Origin of the sequence: Rhizobium sp. BK377 (assembly GCF_014193935.1) — a bacterium.
In the GTDB taxonomy this organism is placed as follows: Bacteria; Pseudomonadota; Alphaproteobacteria; order Rhizobiales; family Rhizobiaceae; genus Rhizobium.
Genome location: NZ_JACIAC010000008.1, coordinates 24,348 through 46,082 on the forward strand (window position 1 = coordinate 24,348; position 21,735 = coordinate 46,082).

General features: G+C 59.8%; 25 protein-coding genes. 11 read left to right on the forward strand and 14 right to left on the reverse strand.

Annotated features, from left to right (window positions below; translation table 11 throughout):
- Window positions 1-4: 4 nt before the first annotated feature.
- Window positions 5-1,192 carry a low temperature requirement protein A gene (locus FHT92_RS25465; protein ID WP_183830598.1) on the forward strand — a complete coding sequence of 396 codons (1,188 nt, stop codon included), beginning with the start codon at window positions 5-7 and terminating at the stop codon, window positions 1,190-1,192.
- A 30-nt stretch (window positions 1,193-1,222) separates the two neighbouring features.
- Here the strand turns inward: FHT92_RS25465 and FHT92_RS25470 are convergent, their stop codons facing one another.
- The 3 genes from FHT92_RS25470 to FHT92_RS25480 all read right to left on the reverse strand — a co-directional run bounded on the left by FHT92_RS25470 (window position 1,223) and on the right by FHT92_RS25480 (window position 5,155).
- The gene (locus FHT92_RS25470; protein ID WP_183746573.1) at window positions 1,223-3,217 is read right to left on the reverse strand and encodes a glycosyltransferase; all 1,995 of its coding nucleotides are present in this window, start codon (window positions 3,215-3,217) and stop codon (window positions 1,223-1,225) included.
- Window positions 3,199-4,431: an HlyD family secretion protein gene (locus FHT92_RS25475; protein WP_183830600.1), complete on the reverse strand. Its 1,233-nt coding sequence runs from the start codon at window positions 4,429-4,431 to the stop codon at window positions 3,199-3,201. The genes FHT92_RS25470 and FHT92_RS25475 overlap by 19 nt, the downstream gene beginning before the upstream one ends.
- A 256-nt stretch (window positions 4,432-4,687) precedes the next feature.
- On the reverse strand, window positions 4,688-5,155 hold the full coding sequence (locus tag FHT92_RS25480; RefSeq protein ID WP_183830603.1) for a MarR family winged helix-turn-helix transcriptional regulator: 468 nt from the start codon (window positions 5,153-5,155) through the stop codon (window positions 4,688-4,690).
- Between the two features lie 45 nt (window positions 5,156-5,200).
- On the opposite strand from FHT92_RS25480, the gene FHT92_RS25485 reads away from it, so the two are divergent.
- Together FHT92_RS25485 and FHT92_RS25490 are read left to right on the forward strand one after the other, a co-directional pair.
- Window positions 5,201-6,151 carry an alpha/beta hydrolase gene (locus FHT92_RS25485; protein ID WP_183830607.1) on the forward strand — a complete coding sequence of 317 codons (951 nt, stop codon included), beginning with the start codon at window positions 5,201-5,203 and terminating at the stop codon, window positions 6,149-6,151.
- Window positions 6,152-6,302: 151 nt separating this feature from the next.
- Window positions 6,303-6,914, forward strand: coding sequence for a pyridoxamine 5'-phosphate oxidase family protein (locus tag FHT92_RS25490; RefSeq protein WP_183747564.1), 612 nt, complete (start codon window positions 6,303-6,305; stop codon window positions 6,912-6,914).
- A 69-nt stretch (window positions 6,915-6,983) separates the two neighbouring features.
- Here FHT92_RS25490 and metG read toward each other — a convergent pair whose 3' ends face one another.
- A complete protein-coding gene (metG, locus tag FHT92_RS25495; RefSeq protein WP_183830610.1) occupies window positions 6,984-8,555 on the reverse strand; it encodes a methionine--tRNA ligase in 1,572 nt (523 codons plus the stop codon).
- A gap of 262 nt (window positions 8,556-8,817) precedes the next feature.
- Between metG and FHT92_RS25500 the strand changes: the two genes are divergently transcribed.
- The gene (locus FHT92_RS25500) at window positions 8,818-9,210 is read left to right on the forward strand and encodes a GFA family protein (protein ID WP_183830613.1); all 393 of its coding nucleotides are present in this window, start codon (window positions 8,818-8,820) and stop codon (window positions 9,208-9,210) included.
- A 134-nt stretch (window positions 9,211-9,344) separates the two neighbouring features.
- Here the strand turns inward: FHT92_RS25500 and FHT92_RS25505 are convergent, their stop codons facing one another.
- Both FHT92_RS25505 and FHT92_RS25510 read right to left on the reverse strand, forming a co-directional pair.
- The gene (locus FHT92_RS25505; RefSeq protein WP_246735561.1) at window positions 9,345-9,731 is read right to left on the reverse strand and encodes a cupin domain-containing protein; all 387 of its coding nucleotides are present in this window, start codon (window positions 9,729-9,731) and stop codon (window positions 9,345-9,347) included.
- A 137-nt stretch (window positions 9,732-9,868) separates the two neighbouring features.
- Entirely contained in the window at window positions 9,869-10,729 is an 861-nt protein-coding gene (locus FHT92_RS25510; RefSeq protein ID WP_183830619.1) for an NmrA family NAD(P)-binding protein, read from the reverse strand.
- 250 nt (window positions 10,730-10,979) lie between these two features.
- Between FHT92_RS25510 and FHT92_RS25515 the strand changes: the two genes are divergently transcribed.
- From FHT92_RS25515 to FHT92_RS25530, 4 genes are all read left to right on the forward strand, one after another.
- Window positions 10,980-11,309: an ArsR/SmtB family transcription factor gene (locus FHT92_RS25515; protein ID WP_183830622.1), complete on the forward strand. Its 330-nt coding sequence runs from the start codon at window positions 10,980-10,982 to the stop codon at window positions 11,307-11,309.
- The gene (locus tag FHT92_RS25520; RefSeq protein ID WP_183830626.1) at window positions 11,306-11,803 is read left to right on the forward strand and encodes an SRPBCC family protein; all 498 of its coding nucleotides are present in this window, start codon (window positions 11,306-11,308) and stop codon (window positions 11,801-11,803) included. The genes FHT92_RS25515 and FHT92_RS25520 overlap by 4 nt, the downstream gene beginning before the upstream one ends.
- A gap of 17 nt (window positions 11,804-11,820) precedes the next feature.
- The gene (locus FHT92_RS25525) at window positions 11,821-12,234 is read left to right on the forward strand and encodes a GFA family protein (RefSeq protein ID WP_183830628.1); all 414 of its coding nucleotides are present in this window, start codon (window positions 11,821-11,823) and stop codon (window positions 12,232-12,234) included.
- Window positions 12,235-12,331: 97 nt separating this feature from the next.
- On the forward strand, window positions 12,332-12,868 hold the full coding sequence (locus tag FHT92_RS25530; RefSeq protein WP_183830631.1) for a 2'-5' RNA ligase family protein: 537 nt from the start codon (window positions 12,332-12,334) through the stop codon (window positions 12,866-12,868).
- 13 nt (window positions 12,869-12,881) lie between these two features.
- On the opposite strand, the gene FHT92_RS25535 is transcribed toward FHT92_RS25530, so the two are convergent.
- Window positions 12,882-13,043 (reverse strand): DUF1127 domain-containing protein, encoded by a 162-nt coding sequence (locus FHT92_RS25535; protein ID WP_183830634.1) that lies wholly within the window; start codon window positions 13,041-13,043, stop codon window positions 12,882-12,884.
- A 169-nt stretch (window positions 13,044-13,212) separates the two neighbouring features.
- Here FHT92_RS25535 and FHT92_RS25540 point away from each other — a divergent pair, with 169 nt between their 5' ends.
- Window positions 13,213-14,103, forward strand: a complete 891-nt coding sequence (locus tag FHT92_RS25540; protein WP_183746608.1) for a LysR substrate-binding domain-containing protein — start codon at window positions 13,213-13,215, stop codon at window positions 14,101-14,103.
- Window positions 14,104-14,311: 208 nt separating this feature from the next.
- Window positions 14,312-14,608: a hypothetical protein gene (locus tag FHT92_RS25545; RefSeq protein ID WP_183746611.1), complete on the forward strand. Its 297-nt coding sequence runs from the start codon at window positions 14,312-14,314 to the stop codon at window positions 14,606-14,608.
- Window positions 14,609-14,692: 84 nt separating this feature from the next.
- Here the strand turns inward: FHT92_RS25545 and FHT92_RS25550 are convergent, their stop codons facing one another.
- The 7 genes from FHT92_RS25550 to FHT92_RS25580 form a co-directional block, all read right to left on the reverse strand.
- Complete coding sequence (locus tag FHT92_RS25550; RefSeq protein ID WP_183830637.1) at window positions 14,693-14,842, reverse strand: hypothetical protein; 150 nt, start codon at window positions 14,840-14,842, stop codon at window positions 14,693-14,695.
- A 72-nt stretch (window positions 14,843-14,914) separates the two neighbouring features.
- Entirely contained in the window at window positions 14,915-15,793 is an 879-nt protein-coding gene (locus FHT92_RS25555) for an NmrA family NAD(P)-binding protein (protein WP_183830640.1), read from the reverse strand.
- A gap of 62 nt (window positions 15,794-15,855) precedes the next feature.
- Window positions 15,856-16,752 carry an AraC family transcriptional regulator gene (locus tag FHT92_RS25560; RefSeq protein ID WP_183830642.1) on the reverse strand — a complete coding sequence of 299 codons (897 nt, stop codon included), beginning with the start codon at window positions 16,750-16,752 and terminating at the stop codon, window positions 15,856-15,858.
- 217 nt (window positions 16,753-16,969) lie between these two features.
- A complete protein-coding gene (locus FHT92_RS25565) occupies window positions 16,970-17,743 on the reverse strand; it encodes an ABC transporter permease (protein ID WP_183830644.1) in 774 nt (257 codons plus the stop codon).
- Window positions 17,727-18,560 (reverse strand): ABC transporter ATP-binding protein, encoded by an 834-nt coding sequence (locus tag FHT92_RS25570; protein WP_183830645.1) that lies wholly within the window; start codon window positions 18,558-18,560, stop codon window positions 17,727-17,729. Before FHT92_RS25570 ends, FHT92_RS25565 begins: the two co-directional genes overlap by 17 nt.
- 12 nt (window positions 18,561-18,572) lie before the next feature.
- Complete coding sequence (locus FHT92_RS25575) at window positions 18,573-19,574, reverse strand: ABC transporter substrate-binding protein (RefSeq protein ID WP_183746625.1); 1,002 nt, start codon at window positions 19,572-19,574, stop codon at window positions 18,573-18,575.
- Between the two features lie 45 nt (window positions 19,575-19,619).
- The gene (locus FHT92_RS25580; protein ID WP_183830647.1) at window positions 19,620-20,702 is read right to left on the reverse strand and encodes a 4-oxalomesaconate tautomerase; all 1,083 of its coding nucleotides are present in this window, start codon (window positions 20,700-20,702) and stop codon (window positions 19,620-19,622) included.
- 114 nt (window positions 20,703-20,816) lie between these two features.
- Between FHT92_RS25580 and FHT92_RS25585 the strand changes: the two genes are divergently transcribed.
- Window positions 20,817-21,716: a LysR family transcriptional regulator gene (locus tag FHT92_RS25585; RefSeq protein ID WP_183746631.1), complete on the forward strand. Its 900-nt coding sequence runs from the start codon at window positions 20,817-20,819 to the stop codon at window positions 21,714-21,716.
- Window positions 21,717-21,735: the final 19 nt, after the last annotated feature.

A 21,735-nucleotide genomic window follows, 5' to 3' on the forward strand; every position in this document is an offset into this window, starting at 1 on the left:
GCACATGACGGAAACACATAAAAAGGGCTGGCTGCGAGCCCACGGGCACACCGGCAGCAGGGTCACATTCCTCGAGCTCTTCTTCGATCTCGTTTTCGTCTTTTCGATCTCGCAGCTGTCGCACGCGCTCTTTGCCCATTATACGCTGCTGGGTGCCGCCGAGGCGGCGCTGATGATGTTTGCCGTCTGGTGGGTGTGGATCTTCACCGCCTGGGTGACGAACTGGCTGGACCCTGAACGCATGCCGGTACGAACGATGCTGATCGTACTGATGCTGCTCGGCCTCGTTCTCTCGGCCTCCATTCCCGAGGCCTTCGGTGAGAAGGGCCCGCTGTTTGCCTCAGCCTACGTGCTGATGCAGGTCGGCCGCTCGGCCTTCACTACCTATGCGATGCGGGCCGCCGGCCGCTCGGCGACGATCAATTTCGTGCGTATTACCACTTATCTTGCCGTTGCCGGCGTGTTCTGGATATCAGGTGGGCTGCTGGAGCATGAGGCACGGCTGATCTGCTGGGTAATCGCGCTACTGATCGAATATTGCGGACCGGCGCTCGCCTTTGCGGTGCCGGGCCTCGGCAAATCCAGGACGGAAGAGTGGGACGTCTCCGGCGCGCATATGGCGGAGCGCTGCGCGCTCTTTGTCATTATCTGCCTCGGCGAGGCGATCCTCGTTTCCGGCCGCACCTTCTCGGAGATGGAATTCTCGACCATGACCGGCGCGGTCTTCCTGATCGGCTTCATCGGCACGGTCGCGATGTGGTGGCTCTATTTCCGCTTCGGCCATGGGCGGGCGGCCCACCGGATCGAGCATGCCGATACGCCGGGGAGCCTGGCGCGGCAGGCCTTCACCTATGCGCATATTCCGATCCTTGCCGGCATCATCGTCCATGCCGTGGCGGTTGAATTCATGTTCGAGCATCCGCATGAGACGGGCAATCTCGCCATTGCCGCCTCCGTTCTCGGCGGATCGGGGCTCTTCCTGATCGGCAATCTCTGGTTCAAGGGCGCCACCAGCGGGCGCCTGCCGCTCTCCCACCTTGCCGGTATCGTCATCCTGCTGCTCTCAGCCTTCCTCGCGCCCTTCATGCAGGTCTATGCGATGGGCATTCTGGCGGCTCTGGTGCTGATCGTCGTGGCTGCATGGGAATACAAATCGCTGACGCGTGGGCCTGCGGCGGCGACGTTGCACTAAGGTCGGCTGGTCGGGACGAACGCCAGCCTACTACAACGTGCGCGTTCGCCCGAAGGACCGCATCAAAAGATTGATGGAGACGGCGACTTTGTCGATGTCGCGGATGTCCCGCGAATATTGACCGGTGTAGAGTTTCACAATCATGTTATCGCGAGCAGCGCCACTGAGTTCGAAATACAGGTGCAGATAGTAAGCTTGCTTATCGCCGCCGCGACTTATGCTCCTACCTCGCTGAGTGACCTGTCCGAGTTCTGCTTCGAACGGGGCGAAGCCGGGCAGCTTCAGCATGACCGATTTTGATTGAAATCGCGCCGTGACGGGGACCGCAACGACCGCCTTGTCCAGGGCCAAACTGACGACCTTACCGGGGACATCGTCGACCTTAGCGGCTTCATCGAGCTTGAACGCATGAAACAGGCGCCGGGGCTTCTCAAAGCAGATCAGGGAGGCGATGAGCATGACGATGATATTGATACCTGACCAAACGGCGGCGACCGGCGAAAACTGACCTTGTATAGGCGACGTTTCCGGCACGATATTGACCACAAGACCGAGGACGGTGACCGTGATCAGGCTTGCGATCCAGGCGAAACTGTAACGGTCGAACAGGTTCGACTCGTTGCCGCTGCCCTTCGGCGTCACCCTGAACGGCTTGCCAAATGGCCTCACCAGGCTGGAGACGACGGTAGGCAACATGCGGAATGCCGCGAAGGTCCCGACCGCGCTGGAAACCACAGGCAGATAACGGGTCGGCGTGATCCACAGCATAAGCAGAAAATACGCCGCCAGCAGCGGCACCTGATGCGACACGTAATCGGATATCTCCGTGAAATAGAGCGGGAGCAGGCCGAGCCAGAGATAGACGATCGGAACGAGCAGTATCGCGAAGCGGACCAGATACTGTACCAGCCATGACATCGGCAGAAACATGATCCGTTGAAAGAGCGTCAATCCCGGTCCGCGCAGCGGGCCATTGTACAGGTAAAGAGTTTGAATACCCCCCTGACACCACCGCTCGCGCTGCACGAAATAACCTGTCAGGTTCTCGGCGGCCAGTCCCATCGATAGCCGCTCATTCAGGTAGCGTGTCTTGTAGCCTTTGTTGAGCATCGAAAGAGTTGTCAGCAGGTCCTCGGTGATCGACTCCGTCGGAAACCCGCCTATGGCGTCGACGGCCGTGCGCCGCGCAATCGAGCATGACCCGCAGCAGAAACTGACGTCCCAGGCGTCCCGGCTCGGGGCGATCTCGTCGAAGAACAGGCGCTGCTCGTCCGGCCAGATATTCTCCAAGCCCAGGTTCGATTGCACCGGATCGACATTGAAGAAATGTTGCGGTGTCTGGACGATGCCGATGCTTTCATCGCTAAAGAAGGGCAGTGTCCGGCGCAGGAAATGTCGATAGGGAACAAAATCCGCGTCGAAGATCGCAATAAACTCGCCCGAGCTGACCTTCAGCCCATTGTTCATATTGCCCGCTTTGGCATGCTTATTGTCGCCGCGCGTGACGTGGATGGCGTTCTTCTCCTCGCAATAGGCCTTGAGCCAGTCCCGACGTTGGTCGTCAAGCACATACACGTTTAATTTGTCGGCAGGATAATCCAGCGCGCGCGCACCGATGATGGTTCGCTCGAGCACGTCGAGCGGCTCGTTATAGGTAGGAATGAAAACATCCACAGTTGGCAATTCACGCTTGTCGCGCGCAAAGAAAACGTGAGCCAGCCTGTCGGCTTCTGCGCTCCGATCGACGTAGCGGCTCATCAATATCAAAAAAAGGACCACTTCGACGCAGGCCAGAATCTCGACCACAAACAGGATCCAGACCCAATAGAAATTCAGACCGTCGTTGGGATAGGGAAGAACAGTCTCGGTCAAGCGCCAGAACATGTATCGCAGTAGGACTGCTGCCACAAACACGCAGGTCACCGTCCGCGTCCAGGTGCGATGGCGCGACCAATTGAATGGCCCCAGGAAGAAGAAGGCCAGAACGAGAAAGGTCGGAACCAGTGCTACAAGATACTGAACCACAGGTTTTTAACCCAGTTTGACAGGTTGATGCCGTGTTTGGAAAACCGCACCTGCACGGTGCGCCCCACCTGGCAGAAGTTCGCAAAATCCCCGTTCATGAAGGATGGATCGAGGCGGACCCGAATGCGGGCGTTACGCTGTGTCGATGGCGGCAGACTGGCTGCAAAGGAATCGGTTTCGACAGCCGCCGAGCTGCCTCTTACAGAAATGACCGTACCCTTGAAGACATCACTGCGGCCGAACAGGCGGACTTGCGCAGCAAGGTCCGGATAGATGTCGTCATAGTCGACCTCCGGAACAAGGATATCGACAAACAGTTCTCGACAGTCGAGGAGGCGCATCAGCTCGTTGTTAAGCACCACGTTCGAACCGTTGACGATACTCCTGCTCCAGACAACACCGTCGAACGGTGCTATTGCGGTTGCGGATTCAAGGCTGCTGACGCGGTTTTTCTCTTCGAGCAACTGCTTTTGAGCTTCGGCAGCGCGCGTCTCATTTTCGGCTATGCGCGAGTTCAGGTCGTTGATGTGAATAATGACCTCGTCTTCGCGCTGCCGTGAATAGGGCACATCATTCTGTCCGTCACCGAAGACAAAGATGCCCTGGCGGACAGCATTGAGCCGTTGTTGCAATTGATCGACAGTTAAGTTGCTGATTTCGACCTCGCCGCCGGTCGCAGCACCGGCGGCGCGCGCGACCTCAACCAGCTTCTGCGTAAGAATGCCTCTCGACTTGAGCTCCATCCGGCGGTTGAGGTCGACCTGCGCGACCAGGTCCTGAGCTTGCGACACCTCGACCTTCTTCCGCAGGATTTCGACTTCGCGTTCAAGATTGGCAATGGTGGTCTGCCTGTAGACTTCCAATCTGGCGGACAGCTCCTCGCGAAGCTGAGAGAGTTCCGCCCGTTCCTTTTTCAGCGCTGCGACGCGGTCGAGCGCCGTGTTGCGATCTGCTTCGAGCGAGGCGAGGATCGCGCGATTGACGCGCGTATTTTTGATCTCTGCGAGAGACTGTCCCCCTTTGACCGGGCTGCCCACCTTGAGGGGCTCTTCTGCAATCGTGCCGTCGATTGGTGCATTGACGAGAGCGAAACGCGCGTTGACCGTACCGTCAAGGCTCGTAAAGCCGGTGATCGCTGGCAATGCGACGACAGTAATGAGTGCCAGCAGCAGCAGACCGACAGTGATGCGTGTGATGCGATGGTTCCAGATCATGTTGTCATCCGAAGGTACCGCTTCAGCAGCCATTGGCCTATCGATCCGGCACAATGGATACAACTAAATCTTGCATAATTTCGCAACGGAAATCAATAGACAAGTGATGGTCGTAAGCGCTCTGCTAACATATAGGCTCTGGAGGAAGCGCCGCAGCCATACCCGTCAGCGCGCCGACACAATCTCGTAGCGGTGCAGGGGCTATGCTCGAGCCATCTCCGACGTCTGCGGCAGATTGATCGGGAGAATATAAACCTCAATCCTCGTCGCGCAGATCCCGCAGCAACACTCCGATAATGCGCTCCATCGAATCGGCGGTTGCCATGCATTGCTCGATCGGCTCTGCCGACAGCGTGCGTTCGATAAGGCTCGTCTGGATGGCCATGGCTTCCTCGGTGAGCTTGCGGCCCTCTTGTGTGAGATGCAGGCGCAGCACGCGCTTGTCGCGTTCGTCATCTCGCCGCACGATCAGGCCGCGCTTTTCCATCTGCGGCAAGAGCATGCTCATGTTGGAGCGGCCGACCAGCAGCTTGCGTGCCAGCTCCTGCTGCGAAATGCCTTCGAAGCGATAGAGGTTGACGAGAATATCGAGATGCGGCGGCTTGATGTCGAGATCAGAAAGCGAGCGCGCCAGGGATTGCTGCATGAGCTGGCAGGCGCGAGCCACCGCGATCCAGCTGCGAAAACGCGGATGATCCCAGGGTAGGGATTGATTTTTGTTCATCGTTGTACTTTATTGTTCAGTGTTGAACATTATTGGAATCCCATCATGGCAAACTTTACGCTGAAGGTCACCCGCCTCGGATTTTCGCTCATGCAAGCCGTTTCCCCGCGCCTTGCCGGCGAAGCGGCTTTCCGGCTGTTCTGCCGAACGCCACCTGCCAGACCCAAAGGTGGGAAGGCGAGAGCGACGCATGCGGCGGGTGTTGCGAGGCTCGCGAGCGCAGAACGCTTCCTGCTGCCCGTCGAGGGTACGCGCGCTCATGCTTACAGGCTGAACGGCGGGGCGCTCGGCCGGCGCAAGCGTTACCTCGTCACGCATGGCTGGGGATCCGGCATGGCCTATATGGCCGACCTCGTGACGATGCTGGCAGACACGGGTGCGGAAGTGATCGCGCTCGATTTTCCCGGCCACGGCCGGGCCGGCGGGCATTTCCTGCATATGGGGCTGGCGGTCAAAGCGATTGCGGCGGCTGAAGCCCGCTTCGGCCACTTCGATGCCGTTATCGGCCATTCCTTCGGCGGCGCGGCGCTGATGGTTTCTGCCTCCGCCATGCTGCCGGATGTGAAGCCCGTCTCGGCCGAGCGTATGGTGCTGATCGGCTCGCCGAGTGAAATGCAATGGCTGTTTACCGATTTCGGCCGAATGCTGCGGCTGAAACCGGCCGCACAGGCCGCGCTCGAGGATGTCGTGGAGCGCGTCACCGGCCGGAGACTGGAGGCATTCGATGCGGGAAAGACTGCCGCAGCCATCGGCAAGCCGGTGCTGGTCATCCATGCCGAGGACGACAAGGAAGTCAGTGCCGACCACGCGCGGCGTTATGCGGCTTCCGGCGATCATGTGCGCCTGTCCTGGGCAAATGGGTTCGGCCACCGGCGCATCATCTCGGCAGAGCCGGTGCTGAGCGAGATCGCGGCTTTCCTCGCAGAGGAAGACATCAAAAAAGATGCTGAGATCATTCCGATTTTTGAGCTTCCGGCGCGTCGCGCATCGGTGTAGCGTCCGCCCGGCCGCAGGTCAGACGGCCGGCACCACAGCATCGGCGCGAAATCCGAATCGATTTTCGGAAAGCCTGATGCGCAGATTCAAAGAGGTTAGAGCGTCCTTTGTGCGTCCGAACGGACGCACGGCGCTCTCGGGCGGGATACGGATGAAAATCATCAGCAATATCGAAGAGCTCAACGCAATCTATGGCGCGGGCCTGTCGCAGGCCTCCGTCGACAAGGTAACGAAGGCGCTGACGCCGCTCTATCGCGGAATGATCGAGAGGTCGCCCTTCGTGGCGCTTGCGACCGTCGGCCCGGAAGGTCTCGACTGCTCGCCGCGCGGCGATCTCGGTGGCGTGGTGCGCATCATTGACGATACGACGCTGCATCTTCCCGACTGGCGCGGCAACAACCGCGTCGATTCGCTTTCCAACATCGTGCGCGATCCACGCCTTTCGCTGATGTTCCTCATCCCCGGCTCCAACACGGTGATGCGCATCAACGGCCGCGGCGTCGTTTCCAATGACGAGGCGCTGCTTGAGAGCTTCGAGATGGACGGCAAGCATCCGCGCACTGTCGTCGTCATCAGCATCGTCGAAGTCTATTTTCAATGCGCCCGTGCGGTGATGCGCGCCGAACTCTGGAACGCCGACCACTTCGTCGATCCCGCAAACCTGCCGACGCCCGGACAGATGCTGAAGGATGCAGTCGGTGATTTCGACCACGAGACCTATGACCGCGAATGGCCGGCGCGCGCCGCCAAGACGATGTGGTGAGGTGAGGGTGTGACCCTGTAGTGATGCCTCACCATCCCTCATCTGTGTTGGGAATGGCTCACGGCCCAATCAGCCGCTCAGTTCGTCAGCTTGACCCGGCACTCTCCTCGGAAAGAGCACCGTGTCCGAGGCCGTTCTGACCCCGTCGACGACAAGCGGGGCGCTGTAAACATCAGGCACCTCAACCCCAAGCCTGCTATGCAACGCCGCAGCCGATCGCGGCAGGAAGGGCAGAAGGCACCGCGCAATCACCGCCAGCCCGTACACCTGCTCTGCAAGGCAGGCACCGAGACGCTCACCCGTCTCCTTCCTCTCCGTGGGCGTCAGGTCACCCAATAGGGCCTTGGCGTCCGCCCATGGCGCGCGTTTGGCAAAACGCCGGTTCGCCTCTCCAACAAGAGCGAAGATATCAGCGAGGCCGACATGCAGCTCATAAGCATCGAAGGCCTGAGTCACTTTCGCAGGAAGCCGCGCCGCCTCTTCCGTGAAATCACTCTCCTGCAGTGGCGGAACGACCCCGCCGAAGGCCGACGAGACAAGTGCCAGCACCCGGTTGGCGAGGTTGCCGAGCTGGCCGCCGAGCTCTCCTGTCCAGGCAGCTTCCAGACGCTCGGCCGAGAAATCCCCATCCTCTCCCGAGCGGACATGCCGGAGCAGGTAATAGCGCAGCGCATCCGGCGTGCCGTAAGCCTTGATGATGTCATCAGGATCGATGCCGTTTCCAGCCGATTTGCCGATCTTCCGGCCATCGACGGTGACATAGCCGTGTACAGTGATCGACGACGGCGGCAGACCCGCTGAAAGCAGAATGGCCGGCCAATAGATGGCGTGGAACTTGGAAATCCCCTTGCCGACGACGTGAGTGCGCTCACCGCTGGTGGTCCAGTAGCGGTCGAAGAGTTCGTGATCGGTGCCGTAGCCGAGTCCCGTCAGGTAGTTCGCCAGCGCATCGAACCAGACATAGACGACTTCATCACCATCAGGCACGGGAACACCCCAGCCGCGCGCCCGTTCGGCGCTGCGCGAGACGCTGATGTCGTCGAGGCCGCGCCTGACGAGTACGAGCACCTCGTTGCGCCGGTGGGGCGGCACGATCTTCAGCTCGTTGGTTTCGATGAGGTGCAGCAGCCGCTTGCCGTGGCGTGAGAGGCGGAAGAACCAGTTTTCCTCCCTGACGAGTTCGAGGGGCACACGGTGTTCCGGGCAGCAGCCGTCAACGAGGTCCGACGCCTCGTAAAACTGCTCGCAGCCGACGCAATAGAGGCCCTCATAGGCCTTGCGATAGAGGTCGCCATTGTCGGCGCAGGCGTTCCACAAGGCATGCACGCAAGCGACATGCCGCGGGTCGCGCGAGGTGCGCACGAATTCATCGTTGGAAATATCGAGGCGCGTCCCGAGCCGTTCGAACCTGTCGGCATTGGCGTTCACGAAATCCGCTACGGGCACGCTCGCAGCTTCCGCCGAGCGAACATTCTTCAAGCTGTTGTCATCGGTGCCGCACTGAAAACGGACGTTGCGGCCAAGCAGGCGGAAATGGCGCGCATAGGCGTCGCCCTGCACGAGTTCAAGCGCAAAACCCACATGCGGGGCGGCGTTCACATAGGGGATGGAGGTGGTGATATAGGTATCGGGCTCGTTCATCGGTTGATCCTTCCGAAGGCTGTTTGCCCGCGAGACGGATCGACCCATAAAAAGACCGCCTCGAGGGCGGTCACTGGTGCATTATGGACGCACGAAACCCGCCACGCTATGAGCGCGGCATCATCATCGCGACGGTGTTGATCACGGTCCTGTCCATGCAGAGCTCATATCACCGGTAACGGCTGGCGACAAGCAGGCTGCATTCGGCCCTATATCGGCTATGCTGGGTGATGCATGTGCCGGTGCGGAGGAGGCAAGGGCGATGGGCACTATTAGAACAGGCGGCTGTGCCTGCGGCGCAGTCCGATACGAAGTCGAAGGCGAGCCGTATCAATCAGGGCTCTGCCACTGCACCAAGTGCCGGAAGCTCACCGGCTCGATCTTCTCGGCGACAGCCAACTGGCGGCGCTCGAAGTTCAAGATGGATGGCGAGATCAACACCTACGACAAGCGATCCTTCTGCCCGATCTGCGGCTCGCGGCTGTTTTTCATGTTCGACGATGGCGTGGAAGTCTTTGTCGGAACCCTGGATACGGCACCTGATAATATCAGGCCCATGGTCGAGGTATGGACTGTCAGACGCGAGCCCTGGCTGCCCGCTATCCCGGGTGTCCGGCTCTACGACGAGAATGAGCCCGCTTCGTCCAGTCAGTAAGCTGGGCCAGTCGTCAGGCGCTAGGTTTAAAGGGAGCGATCGTCGAGAAAGCCTGCTGAAATTCTCGTCGCGGGCTGATCATCTGCCGTCGCCGGCCACCGCCAATAGCGCGATGGCTCGTATCTTCCGCCTGATTACTTCACCGGTACAACGAGCGGCGAACCCTTGGTGACGATATAGGTGGCGAGTTCCGAGGCCTTGCCATCTCCGACATTCCGCGCCGAATGGGCGACGCCCGTGGGGATGAACAGCGACTGGCCGGCCTTGAGCGTCACAGGCTTTCGACCATCCAGCTGATATTCCAGTGTACCTTCGATGACATAGGCGATCTCTTCGCCCGGATGGTGATGCTTGGGCGCAAAGGCGCCGGGGCCGAAATCGACGCGGACCTGTGAGGCCTCGTGACCGGGCACGTCGATGTCGTTCTTGACGAGGTCGGTGCGCCGGATGGGCTGGTCGGCATAAACCGACGTCAGGCCCGTTCCGCCGGCGATGATGAGAGCGCCTGCTGCCATGATCATGGTGGTCTTCATCTAACTATCTTTCCCTCAGACTGGTGAACCCGTAACCGGGCGACGGGCCTATCTGAACAGAGGGATGAATAGGAAATGTTTCAGCAGACGGGGTTTTTTGTATCGCCGTGTATCTGCGAGACTCGTCAGTGTTTTGCCAAAAGCGCTTCGAGATGCTTATCCAGCGTCGTCCCGCCCCGATGGGGACGGCCGGGCATTTCGAAACCGGTGTCGATGGTGACTTCAGTCATCTTCGCATAGCAACGGGCGGCTGCCCATGAAAAGCCAAGCCCGAGATAATATTCCTCGAATTTCTCGCGGGCGATCGTCTCTATCGTAACGGGACGGCCGAGAAGCGATGAAAACGCGTTGGCGACATCGGCGAAGGAATAGCGCTCGGGACCTTCGACATAGTCTATCCCGATATCGTCAACCGGGCTTTTGAGGCGAGCGACGGCGGCCTCTCCGAGATCCCTTGGCGAAACCATCGGCATCTTCATATCAGCGGGGAAGGGCGTGAGCAGGCGCCCGGTCTCCCTCACAGACTGCAGAAGCATGTCGAGATTGGTGAAGTAATATGCGCCGCGGTTGACGGCGGTCGGAATGCCGCTTGCCTTCACGAGGCGTTCGAATTCATACAGTACAGAGAGATCGCCGATGCCGGCGCCATCAAGCGCTCCATAGGTCGATGCCACGACGAGTTTCTCAAGCCCGGACCCGTCGAGCGCTGCGGCAATACTCCTGGCGGTCTTCATTTCTTCGGCATTCGTGTCGCCTTTGATATCCCCCGGCGGATTCAGCAGAAAGGCGCGGCGCCCTTTTTGCAGGATGGAGCGAAGCTGCCCGGTGTCGGCCACATCGGCAATGACGGGTTCAACGCCGCCATGCTTTATGGCGGCGGCCTTTTGCGCGCTGTGAACGACGGCGATGACTTTCTCGCTCGACGCCTGCAAGGCGTCGATGACGACTGAGCCTATATGTCCGGATGCGCCAAGGATGACATACATGGGGTGAATCTCGCAGATGCTCGCCTGTATAACTGCGCCTACCGGTTCGAGGTTCCGTCCACTGATATCGCCAGGCACCGGCAACAGCACGGGTGAGGGCAGGTATGTTCGGCGATGCCTGTGTGGAGGTCCGTTCGCCCCTTACCGATACCAGATCGTAAGGCGTCATGCGGGTTGCATTACCCGTCTTTGATTGCGCTCAGATGCAATAGTGTTGACTAATTGATTAGTATCTGCTATTGGATTTTTCATGATCGAAGCCGAAGCCATAACCGCTGTCATGCGTGCCCTTGCCGATCCCACCCGGCGGGCCGTGTTCGAGCGCATCGTCAATTCCAAGGAAATCACCGTGGTCGAGTTGACCCGCGGCAGCAATGTCACGCAGGGCGCCATCTCCCAGCATCTCAAGTCCCTGAAACAGGCCGGCCTCGTCAGCGAGCGCCCGGAGGGGCGCAATGTCTATTACCGCGCCGAGCCAAGTGGTCTGGAGCCGCTGGCCGACTGGATGGGCCATTACGACATCTTCTGGCGCGAACGCTTCACCGATCTCAGAAAGCTCTTGAAGGAAATCGACCCATGAACCAAACCATGAATCCCGAAAGACACGCCTCCGACACCCAGGCCATCGTGGTCGATGAAGTCTTCCCGCATGCGCCTGACATCATCTGGAAGGCGCTGACCAGCGGCGAGCTGATCGGCCGCTGGTTGATGCCGCCTGATGGATTTGCGCCCGTGCCCGGCAACCGCTTCACCTTTCAGACCAAACCGGCCGGCGAATGGGATGGTACCATTCATTGCGAGGTGCTCGACGTCGTGCCGAATGAGCGCCTGTCGTATGCATGGAAGGGCGGCCATGAGAGCAATGCTGACGGCTACGGCTCCAAACTGGAGACGGTCGTCACCTTCACCCTTGCCAGGACCGAGGAAGGGACGCGCCTGCGCCTCGTCCATTCCGGCTTCGTGCTTCCGAAGAACGACATAGCCTATCGCAACATGGGCGAGGGCTGGAAGAAGGTTGTCGAGCGGCTCGACGCTGTCGTCGCCGAAGAGGCGTCTTCGCAGACACGGCATTGAACGAGGAGGAAAACGACATGACCAAGTCCTATATCGGTGGCTGCGCCTGCGGCGCGATCCGTTACGAGATATCAGGCGAGCCAGCCGTCATGGTCGATTGTCAGTGCCGGCAGTGTCAGCGCTCCAGCGGCACCGGACATCAATCGCATCTGACTTTCGTGGCAGCGGAGGTGAAGGTCGAGGGAGAGGCATCCCTCTGGCAGACCGTCGGCGACGGTGGAACCGTCAAGCAGCGCGGCTTCTGCCCGACATGCGGTTCAGCCGTCTACATGACCTTTCCCGACATGCCCGAGGTCTTCATCGTTACGCCGGCAAGCCTCGACGACCCAAGCCGCTATCAGCCGCAACTGGTATCCTGGACTGCGGCCGGATATGGCTGGGACCACCTCGATCCGGCCGTGCCGAAATTCGAGAGGATGCCGCCGGCGTGAAGCGGGCGTCCCGACTTTGCGTCAGGGATGCGCCGGAACAGGTATTGTTGCTCTCTCATTCGCCTGACATAGTGCCGCAAACACAGCAGGTGATGCCTTGCCGTTTGCCGTTCACATGGAGCTGGATCCGTATGCTGCAGCAGAGCTTCAGCCGATCATCGAGCACATGGAGCGTATTTCACCCGATGTCGTCACTCCTCGTCGCTTGAAGGCTGAGCCGCACATATCGCTTGCAGTCTATGACGGGCTCGACCCCGAGCCTCTCACACACGCGCTCGACCGCTTCAGCGTTGACATGCGCGCTCCCAGCGTCAAACTTTCTGCCATCGGTCTTTTTCCCGGACCGGCATCAGTTCTGTTCGCAGCACCTGTCGTTTCCGAGGAGCTGCTCCTCCTCCATCGGAACTTCCATGCCGCGGCCGCCTCTGCGGGGGCGGCGTGCTGGCCGCATTACCTGCCGGAAAACTGGGTGCCGCATGTCACGCTCGGCGAGCAGTTGAACCCAGAGGAGGCTGGAGCGGCAATCAGCGGTGCGACGGGCCTCTGGCAACCGGTGGCCGCACGCCTGCACCGGATCTCGCTCGTGCGCTTCCATCCGGTCGAGCTGTTATGGCACCGGCAGTTGCCAGGCTGAACCTATCGACGGCTTATGCGCGCCAGAAGGGCCGGTGGCTCTGCTCGTAGGCGGATTCACGCGTCATGCCGAAATCCCGGAGCGTTTCGTCGGGCAGGGTACCCAGTTCGCGGGCGAAGAGGCGGCGCTCGGTCCAGCGTTCGCGCCACAGGCGGAGCGTATTTGTCATATGCATGATGAAATTTCCTTTCTCTGTTGGCAAAACTCACCTATTATTAACGGATATCTATGCGGGGGTCTTTGCTCTGTTCACCAGGATATCATGTTTTTATGGCAGTATCTGAATTTCCAAAAGCGCGTTATCCTCACTTCATCCGTTAGAAAAACTCACACATGAGAAAATCATGGCCCGCCATCTGCCGCCTCTCTCCTATCTCCGGGCCTTCGAGGCTACTGCACGTCTCGGCTCGGTGACACGCGCGGCCGACGAGCTGGGGCGTACGCATGGGGCCGTTTCCAAGCAGTTGCAGCTTCTGCAGGAGCAGCTTGGGCTTCCCGTCTTCGAGAAATCGGGAACAGGGCTTCGGCTGAATGAGGATGGAGCGGCCTTCTTCACCACGGTCTCGCGGGCCTTCGATCTTCTGGAGGAGCGCTATCAGGAGCTGAAGTCGAGCCGGAACGAAGCGAGCGTGCATCTTTCCTGCAGCGCCACCTTCGCCATGGTCTGGCTGGTGCCGCGTCTGGCGGAATTCTACAGCCTCTATCCAAATTGCCGCGTGCAGCTGACGATGTCGTCGAGCGCGCGCGACGCTGGCCCGAGCCGGGCGAGAGACGGGGTTGATATCATGCTGAGCTGGGATCGCCTGTCGCGGCCGCAGTTCAGGCGCGAGCATATCCCGCTCGCCTCGGTCTCCTTTGGCCTGGTGTCTGCACCGGATTATCCGTTCAGTGCCACTGGCGATGAGTTCAGCTTCCCGACCCGCATTTCGCCCGACAGTTTGAGCGAACAATGGACCAACTGGCAGGCGGCGACCGGATATAGGATCTCGGCGCAGTCGGAGCTCTATTTTCCGCATATGTATCTTTGCGTCAGCGCCGCCGTCAGCGGGCTTGGCGTGGCGCTTGTCGAGCGACGTTTTGCGCTGAACGAGCTGAAAAGCGGCAAGCTGGTGGAACGATCGGAATTCCTGACCTACCAGAACGGTTTCGTGGCCGTCATTCAGCCTGGCCGAGCGCTCTCGCCGGCAGCGGGTCATTTCCTCGACTGGCTGCGCAGCGCCTTCGTGCGGGAATAGCTGGCGAAAACTCGCTTCAGCGACGAACAGGTCTCACGCAAGCCAGATGCAAAGGGAAGCTGCAAGCAACCGGATGATCGCGATCGTCACAAGGCCCGAACGGTTGACGGGGCGAGGCAGAGCCCAAATGTTTTCTATTTGTTCTCTTTCGCCCTTCGGGTACATTGCTCTCATGCGTGGCATTCATTTTCGCGAAAAGGGAGTTTGCATGAAAGCAGTTTTGTTTGGGATTTTCTTGCTGGCCGCCGGGAACGCATCTGCTTCCTGCGATCTGGTCTCGGCTCCGTGTTCTACCGACAGTTCAGGCAATACCTATATCAGAGAGCAGAATCTCGGCGGCGGCTACAACACTTATCGAAACGGAGATCTCTATTCGCAGACGCATCAGCAGCTCAATGGCACCTATCGAGAGACATATTCGAGCGGCGGCTATCGGACTTATTACAGCGACCCCAACCGCGGTGCTACTTATCAGGGTGACCCGAAAGGCATGGCGGGCCGCTGACGCGAAGCCGATCTGCTGAACATGTTGAGCAGTTGTCGCAACAACGGCGCTATTGCTGCCGCTACGCACGTTTGCTGAGTTGCTCTAGTGATGCTTGAAGTACTGCACTTCGCGCTCGTGTTTCTCAGCCGCCTCCCGGGTCTTGAAAGTGCCCAGGTTCTTGCGTTTGTGCGTCCTCGCATCGGGTTTGCGGGAATAGAGACGATATTCGCCAGACTTCAGTTTGCGGATCATCGGAACCTCCTATGCTGAGGGGTAAATCCCCTCAGCCTCACCCGGTTCCGGCTTGCGGGGTCTTTCCTAAAGTCACCGCACGGCGACAACAGGTCTGAGCGCGTCGATCAGTTCGGTGGAGCCTCGGCGGACATCGCGCGCATTCGGCTCGACATCGATGAGGCCGCCTCGGCTGTGAACCTCGTAAAGCTCGGTCAGGAGATCGGCAGCGCTGGCGCTCATCACCCGGCCCAGGCTTTCCCGCCATTGCGAGCGGGGCAGGGCTTGAGCCGTAATCGTGCGCCCCAGCAGTTGGCTCAGCGCTGCGGCCACGTCGCTTGCGCTATAGCGGCGCGGGCCTTCGGCGTGGACGATCTGCTCGCGCGTTTCGATGTCGGGCCGAAGCAGGAGATCGGCGGCGATCCGGCCGACATCCTGTGCCGAGACGTTGGGGATCTGCTTTTCGACAGGGTCATGAAAGCTCGGCAGAATGCCGGTTGCGATCGCTATCGGCGCAACGCGGCCCCAGCCTTCCATATGCTCGGCCGAGCGCAGGAATATCCGGCGCATATCCAGCTGGCGAAGGCGCTGTTCAAACAGGTAGAACATGCTCGGCATGGCGAAGCCTTCGCCGAGATGGGCGCCGTAATCGGAAATCGCAAGCACGAGGCCAGGGCGCGCCTCCTCCAATGCCCCGGCAATGCTTTCGATCGAGCGGCGCATATCGGCTTTTATGTCTGCGGCCCGCGGGTCGGCCGGCAGAATGACCTGAACACTGTCGGCACCCGATATCGCTCCGGCAAGCGCCCTGGCGTCCTGCAGATCGGCAAATGCGACTTCGCAGCCGATGGCGCTCAGGCGGTCAGCCTTTATCGGATCGCGCAGGATGGCGCGCACGGGCACCCCTGCCTCGCGCAGGGCCTTGGCGGTCGAATAACCGATCTTTCCGGCGGCTCCAAGGATTGCAATCATGTCTTTCTCCTTGCTGGTGACGCGCAAGGACTAGGGGGCCGCACCGAAGGCGTCGCACAAATTCAGGCTGGTCTTTGCAATTTCGGGCGGAATTCGCTCACTTCGCGCAAGATCTCTCCGGGTGTCTGGCCGATGAGCCGGCGCATGGTCGTTGCCATATGGCTCTGATGGGCAAAGCCTGCGGCAACGGCAATCTCGCTTGCGGCCATATCCGTCGTCGTCATCAGGGCACGTGCATATTCGACGCGGCGGCGGATGACATATTGGTGCACGGAAAAGCCAGTGCTGTTGCGAAACAGGCTCTTCAGCCTTGTGACGCTGACGCCGGCAACGACAGCCAGATCCGTCAGATGCAGCTTCCGGTCCAGATGGGTCTCGATGAATTCCGTCAGCATCCGCAATTGCCGGGCCGAGAGTTTTTGTTCACGACCGATCTCGGGCCGGGGAGCGCCATCGCTCGACGTCTCGATCAGCCGGATGGCGAGCGCGTTGGCGAGAAGATCGATATAGAGCGGGTCGGACGGGATATCGGCCTCCAGATCCGCCTTGATCGCCCGGCAGATCGCCTCGATGCCGGTGTCACGCAGCTGGAATCTTGGCTGCAGCTCGATCTTGCCGGCATCACGCCCGAGATCTCCGGCAACCTGCTCCAGCCGCGAGGGGTCGAGACTTACGCGCAGGATCCGGCAATCGGCGTCATCCTCCCAGGAACCATCGAGGCCGGCTGGGATGACATCGATATCGCCGGGCTTCTGGACGCGGCGCATGCGTCGGCCGCCACAGCGGCAATCGGCATTGACGGGCGGGCCGAAGTGAATGCCAAGACGATGCATGTCACCACCCGGAACGCGGGAGATGCCGCGCGGAATATGCAGGAAGTCGGCCGCCAGCCCGCTCCACGCCCGTCCGGCGCTGGTCAGCAGGATCTGCGGTGAGGGCTGCGGGGATGAAACTGTCATGATCCGCCTCGGCTTCCGGCTTGAGGCCGGAATGCTACGTCTCAACGACCGGCTTGCCAACCGGTTTGCCTGAAAGCTCAGATGATCGCTTCGATGAGAAACGGTTAAACGACTGGAAAGCCGATCCCTGCCAGTGGCTGCGCAGAACGCCTGCGCTCTCCCTTTTCGGTAAAGGAAGAGCGCTTGGAACATGTTTCTCTGTCGCTGCTAAAGATCGTCACGCGGGCCGTTCCGAAACGCTCGTTCGCCACTTGATGAGATGCTTCTCGGCGACGTCCAGGATGCTGTCGATAATCAAGACAAACACTGCCAGGATCAGGATGCCTGCGAAGACGCCGACTGCATCAAAATTGCCTTCCGCCTGAGCGATGAGGTAGCCGAGACCAGCTGAAGAGCCGAGGTATTCACCGATGATCGCTCCAACGACGGCAAAGCCGACCGATGTGCGTAAGGAGGAAAGGATCCAGCTCGCTGCTGCAGGGAAGTAGACGTGGCGGAGCAGGTCCGACCTCCTGGCCCCTAGAATACGGGCGTTCGATAGCACCACCGGGTTCACTTCCCGGACACCCTGCATGGCGTTGAAGAAGGTGACGAAGAACACCAGCGTCACGGCAAGCGCCACCTTGGACCAGAGACCGAGGCCGAGCCAGAGTACGAAGATCGGCGCAAGCACGACTCGTGGGATCGCGTTCAAACCCTTGATGAAAGGGTCCAGAATGCGCGCGGTCGAACGGCTGAGACCGAGCCAGACGCCTGCCGCCACGCCAAATGCCGTTCCGACCAGATAGCCTAGCACGGTTTCCGTCAGGGTAATGGCGACATGGCTATAAAAGCTGACGTCCGCCACCCAGGATACCACCTGGTTGAAGATGTCGACCGGAGCCGGGAAAAAGAAGACATCGATGAAGCCGGCCGCGACACCGACCTGCCAGCCGCCGACAATTGCAACCAGCAGCACGATCTGGATGAGGCGTTCAGTCATGGCGTTCATAGCTTTTCTCCACTTCGCCGCGCAGCGATGACCAAATGTTGCGATAAAGATCCATGAAACGCGGATCGAGCTTGATTTCCGCAACATCGCGCGGGCGTTCGAGATCGACGGGGAAGCTGTCGATCACGCGCGAACGCGGTCCGGCGGCAAGCACCACGACCCGATCACCGAGAGCGATTGCCTCCTCGAGGTCGTGCGTGATCATGACCACTGCGCGCCTTTCCTCCTGCCAAAGCCGCAACAGTTCGTTCTGCATGAGGTGGCGGGTATGGATATCGAGCGCGGAGAAGGGTTCATCCATCAGGATGACCTTGGGGCCGGTGATCAGCGCCTGGGCCATCTGCACGCGCTTGCGCTGCCCTCCTGAAAGCTGATGCGGATAACGGTGCTCGAACCCTTTGAGCCCGACTTTCGCCAGCCATTTCATCGACTGCTCGCGACGTTCTGCAGTGCCGACGCCCTTGAACATGGGTCCGAGCTCCACGTTCTCGATCGTGGTCTTCCACGGAAGCAAGGCATCCTGCTGAAAGAGATAACCGATGTCGTTCTGGACCCCGCGTACCGGCTGACCGTCGATCGATACGGTGCCATCAGCAGGTTTCAGCAGGCCGGCGATTGCATTGAGTATTGTGCTCTTGCCGCAGCCGGTTGGACCGACGATGGCGAGGAACTCGCCATCGGAGACTTTCAGGTTCACATCCTGCACGGCCACATAGGCGCCGAAGGCCATGGTGACCGCGTCGATGGAAACCATCGGCTTTGATTGATACGGACTGTCCGTCGGGGGTGCGGTTTTTTTCACTACGGTCAATGCCATGACCTCCTCCTGTCAGTTGGCTGCGACGTTCGGGACCTTGCCGACAAATTCGTTCGTGTAAGTTTTCGTCAGGTCGATCTCGGCCGCGGCGACTTTTTCGTTGAAGCTCTTCAGGACGGCGAGGGGAATCTTGATATCTTCCTCGTTGATGCGCCCGTCCTTCGAGAAGATCGCCTTCGCGTTCTCGACCGCCTTGACGTAGGTGTCACGATCGCCGGAAATGAACTCTTTCGGCAGCTTGTCGACGATCTCCTCCGCCGAGTGGCTATTCATCCACTCAAGCGCCTTGACGGTCGCATTCGTGACCTTCTGGATGGTCTCCGGATTTTCCTCGATATAGCTCTGCGTGGCATAGAGGACGGAGGTCGGGTAAATCCCGCCATAGATCGCCTTCGCACCCTCGTCGCTGCGCCCGTCGATCAGGATCTTGCCGACGCCCTTGGCCTCGATGAAGGTCGCTGCCGGATCGTAGTTGACGAGGAGGTCGACCTTGCCCTGCTCAAGGGCCGCGACGGCGGCAGATCCCGAGCCAACGCCGATCAGTGAGACGTCGGCGGCGGACAAGCCGTGGCGCTGCAGGTAATAGCGGACGAAGAAATCGGAAGACGAGCCCGGCGAGGTAATCCCGATCTTTGCGCCCTTGATCGTTTCCGGTTTAGCCGGGTCGAAAGTGCTGTTCTTGCCGCCGGCCAGCACGAGCCCTGAATTGCGGGCGAGCTGCACGAACGCCACGACAGCCTTCTTCTGCGACTGCATCTGGATCGTATGGTCGTAGAAACCGACGGCGATATCCGTCGAACCGGCAACAAGCGCCTGAAGCGTCTTCGACCCGCCCGATGCGAAGTTTTCGACGGTCACCTCCAGGCCTTCCTTTTCATAAAGGCCAAGCCCCTGCGCGACAGGAAAGGGGAGGTTGTTGAGGTTGTAAGAGCCAACGCTGATGCGTACCGGGTCCGCGAACGCAGAACCGGCAAACACGACAGTTGCCGCGAGGGCGAGCATGAGCTTGCGCATGATATTCTCCTCCTGTTGGTGGCGCCCTCCCGGCGGCCACGATTATTATGCCGCGCAACCGAGTTGCGTGACAGGTTTTGCGAATACATGTCCTTCGAACAGCCGGCGCGCGGTGCGAAGGATTCCGGCGACGACTTTGCCGTCCCTCTCATATAGTTTGACGTCCAAGTGGCCGCTTGGGTGCTCTATGGAAAGAACAACCGGAGGGGCACGCCGGCCGATCAGACGCGAGGCGACTGTATCCTGGCTGATGCAGGCCGTGGCGATCCCTACGGCGCCGGTTGTTGCAAGCGACGGATGACATTGATGCGGCATGAAATACCGTACGCTGATGTCACCTCCCGATTTTGGCCGGGAAATGAGCACCGGCTTCGGCGTGACCTGATTGCTCACGTCGCCAAGGCCCATCCGTTCGCCGGCAGCGATGCGCAGCTTTTCCAGCCGCCCCAGCAATTCCTTATCAGCATTGAGTTCTGCCGCCGACTCGAAGCCGGTCGCTCCGATCGAACCTGCCTCGATCAGCATCATCGGCATTGCACAGTCGATGCAGGTGACAGCGACACCGCCGATCAAATCGACTGGCTTGCCAGTGGGAAAGAGCTGTCCGGTACGAGCCCCTGCTGCGTCCATGAAGGTCAGCGCGATCGGCGCTGCGCGGCCGGGCACGCCGTCGATTGCAGCTTCGCCAAGATAGGAGACGCTGCCGTTTGGAGTGGGAACTTCGGCCTCGATCAGCTTGCCCGTGTTGACGTTATGGATCCGGACGAGTGTCGTTTCGCCACGAACCGGGGTAAGTCCGGCTTCGATGGCAAACGGGCCGACCGCGGCCAGCATGTTGCCGCAGTTCGGGGAGGTATCGACACTCTGCTGGTCGACCCGCACCTGGGCGAAGAGATAATCCACGTCAGCGCCGGGGATGCTGGCAGGTCCGACGATGGCCACCTTGCTCGTGACGGGATTGCCGCCACCGATGCCGTCTATCTGCAACGGATGACCCGAGCCCATGACGGAGAGCAGGATCTTGTCACGTTGATCGGCAGCCGCAGGCAGATCGCTTGCCAAGAAGAACGGCCCTTTCGAGGTGCCGCCTCTCATCAGTACGCAAGGGATCGCCAACAGGTCGTTCATCGCTTGTGCTTCCATCCGAATTATGTCATCGCCGTATCAATCGGCTCCAGTTGATCCAATTATCGGAAGAAGCGTTTATTTGTGAAATGCTAAAAATCGGAGGATTGATGCAGAATGAGCATTAATTGCGAGATCCTTGACCTTCGAGCCTTCCTCAGCGTCGTAGAGCTGGAGAGCTTTCATCGTGCCGCCGACGCCCTGCATCTGTCACAGCCTGCGTTGAGCCGCCGCATTCAAAAACTGGAGCAGGTCATCGGAGCGCCGCTCCTGGAGCGGACGACAAGGCATGTCTCCGCGACGGCTCTCGGCACGGAGCTCGTGCCGCTCGTCAGACGCATGCTGGAGGAGTTCGACGGCTCTCTGTTTGCTGTCCGCGACCTTGGAGCCAATCGAGGCGGGTTGGTGACGATCGCGTGCCTCCCGACGGCAGCATTCTATTTCCTGCCTACCGTCATTCGACAGTTCAATCAGGAGTATCCGAACATCCGCTTTCGTATCCTCGATTTGCCGGCAACCGACGGTCTTCAAGCGGTGGCACGCGGGGAAGTCGAGTTCGGCATAAATATCATGGGCACTTCGGATCCGGATCTGACCTTCGAGCGGCTTGCGGAAGACCCGTTCGTGCTTGCAGCGCGCAAGGATCACCTTCTTGCAGCAAAACCATGGGTCGGCTGGGCGGAACTGGAGCCCTATCATCTGATTACAGTTCACCGATCTAGCGGCAACAGAACGCTGCTCGACGCGGCGCTGGCAAAATCGAACATCAAGCTTCGATGGTTCTACGAGGTCACCCATCTGTCCACCTCACTCGGATTGGTAGAGGCAGGCCTTGGAATTTCTGTGCTGCCACGCATGGCAACCCCGCGAGAGGACCATCCTTTTCTGATCACCCGCCCTATCCGCAATCCCGAGATATCACGCACTATCGGCGTGGTTCGACGTCGCGGCGGCACCTTGTCGCCGGCAGCGGAGCGATTTCTCAAGATGCTGATCGATGTATGGGGAAGTGATTGAGACGCGCTATAGATCGGCA

What these genes read in the sequence shown, in the direction of transcription:
- FHT92_RS25465 (WP_183830598.1), top strand. Translation starts at nt 5, where the DNA reads ATGACGGAAACACATAAAAAGGGCTGGCTGCGAGCCCACGGGCACACC.
- FHT92_RS25475 (WP_183830600.1), bottom strand. Translation starts at nt 4,431, where the DNA reads ATGATCTGGAACCATCGCATCACACGCATCACTGTCGGTCTGCTGCTG.
- FHT92_RS25480 (WP_183830603.1), bottom strand. Translation starts at nt 5,155, where the DNA reads ATGAACAAAAATCAATCCCTACCCTGGGATCATCCGCGTTTTCGCAGC.
- FHT92_RS25485 (WP_183830607.1), top strand. Translation starts at nt 5,201, where the DNA reads ATGGCAAACTTTACGCTGAAGGTCACCCGCCTCGGATTTTCGCTCATG.
- FHT92_RS25490 (WP_183747564.1), top strand. Translation starts at nt 6,303, where the DNA reads ATGAAAATCATCAGCAATATCGAAGAGCTCAACGCAATCTATGGCGCG.
- metG (WP_183830610.1), bottom strand. Translation starts at nt 8,555, where the DNA reads ATGAACGAGCCCGATACCTATATCACCACCTCCATCCCCTATGTGAAC.
- FHT92_RS25500 (WP_183830613.1), top strand. Translation starts at nt 8,818, where the DNA reads ATGGGCACTATTAGAACAGGCGGCTGTGCCTGCGGCGCAGTCCGATAC.
- FHT92_RS25505 (WP_246735561.1), bottom strand. Translation starts at nt 9,731, where the DNA reads ATGATCATGGCAGCAGGCGCTCTCATCATCGCCGGCGGAACGGGCCTG.
- FHT92_RS25510 (WP_183830619.1), bottom strand. Translation starts at nt 10,729, where the DNA reads ATGTATGTCATCCTTGGCGCATCCGGACATATAGGCTCAGTCGTCATC.
- FHT92_RS25515 (WP_183830622.1), top strand. Translation starts at nt 10,980, where the DNA reads ATGATCGAAGCCGAAGCCATAACCGCTGTCATGCGTGCCCTTGCCGAT.
- FHT92_RS25520 (WP_183830626.1), top strand. Translation starts at nt 11,306, where the DNA reads ATGAACCAAACCATGAATCCCGAAAGACACGCCTCCGACACCCAGGCC.
- FHT92_RS25525 (WP_183830628.1), top strand. Translation starts at nt 11,821, where the DNA reads ATGACCAAGTCCTATATCGGTGGCTGCGCCTGCGGCGCGATCCGTTAC.
- FHT92_RS25535 (WP_183830634.1), bottom strand. Translation starts at nt 13,043, where the DNA reads ATGCATATGACAAATACGCTCCGCCTGTGGCGCGAACGCTGGACCGAG.
- FHT92_RS25540 (WP_183746608.1), top strand. Translation starts at nt 13,213, where the DNA reads ATGGCCCGCCATCTGCCGCCTCTCTCCTATCTCCGGGCCTTCGAGGCT.
- FHT92_RS25545 (WP_183746611.1), top strand. Translation starts at nt 14,312, where the DNA reads ATGAAAGCAGTTTTGTTTGGGATTTTCTTGCTGGCCGCCGGGAACGCA.
- FHT92_RS25550 (WP_183830637.1), bottom strand. Translation starts at nt 14,842, where the DNA reads ATGATCCGCAAACTGAAGTCTGGCGAATATCGTCTCTATTCCCGCAAA.
- FHT92_RS25555 (WP_183830640.1), bottom strand. Translation starts at nt 15,793, where the DNA reads ATGATTGCAATCCTTGGAGCCGCCGGAAAGATCGGTTATTCGACCGCC.
- FHT92_RS25560 (WP_183830642.1), bottom strand. Translation starts at nt 16,752, where the DNA reads ATGACAGTTTCATCCCCGCAGCCCTCACCGCAGATCCTGCTGACCAGC.
- FHT92_RS25565 (WP_183830644.1), bottom strand. Translation starts at nt 17,743, where the DNA reads ATGAACGCCATGACTGAACGCCTCATCCAGATCGTGCTGCTGGTTGCA.
- FHT92_RS25570 (WP_183830645.1), bottom strand. Translation starts at nt 18,560, where the DNA reads ATGGCATTGACCGTAGTGAAAAAAACCGCACCCCCGACGGACAGTCCG.
- FHT92_RS25575 (WP_183746625.1), bottom strand. Translation starts at nt 19,574, where the DNA reads ATGCGCAAGCTCATGCTCGCCCTCGCGGCAACTGTCGTGTTTGCCGGT.
- FHT92_RS25580 (WP_183830647.1), bottom strand. Translation starts at nt 20,702, where the DNA reads ATGAACGACCTGTTGGCGATCCCTTGCGTACTGATGAGAGGCGGCACC.
- FHT92_RS25585 (WP_183746631.1), top strand. Translation starts at nt 20,817, where the DNA reads ATGAGCATTAATTGCGAGATCCTTGACCTTCGAGCCTTCCTCAGCGTC.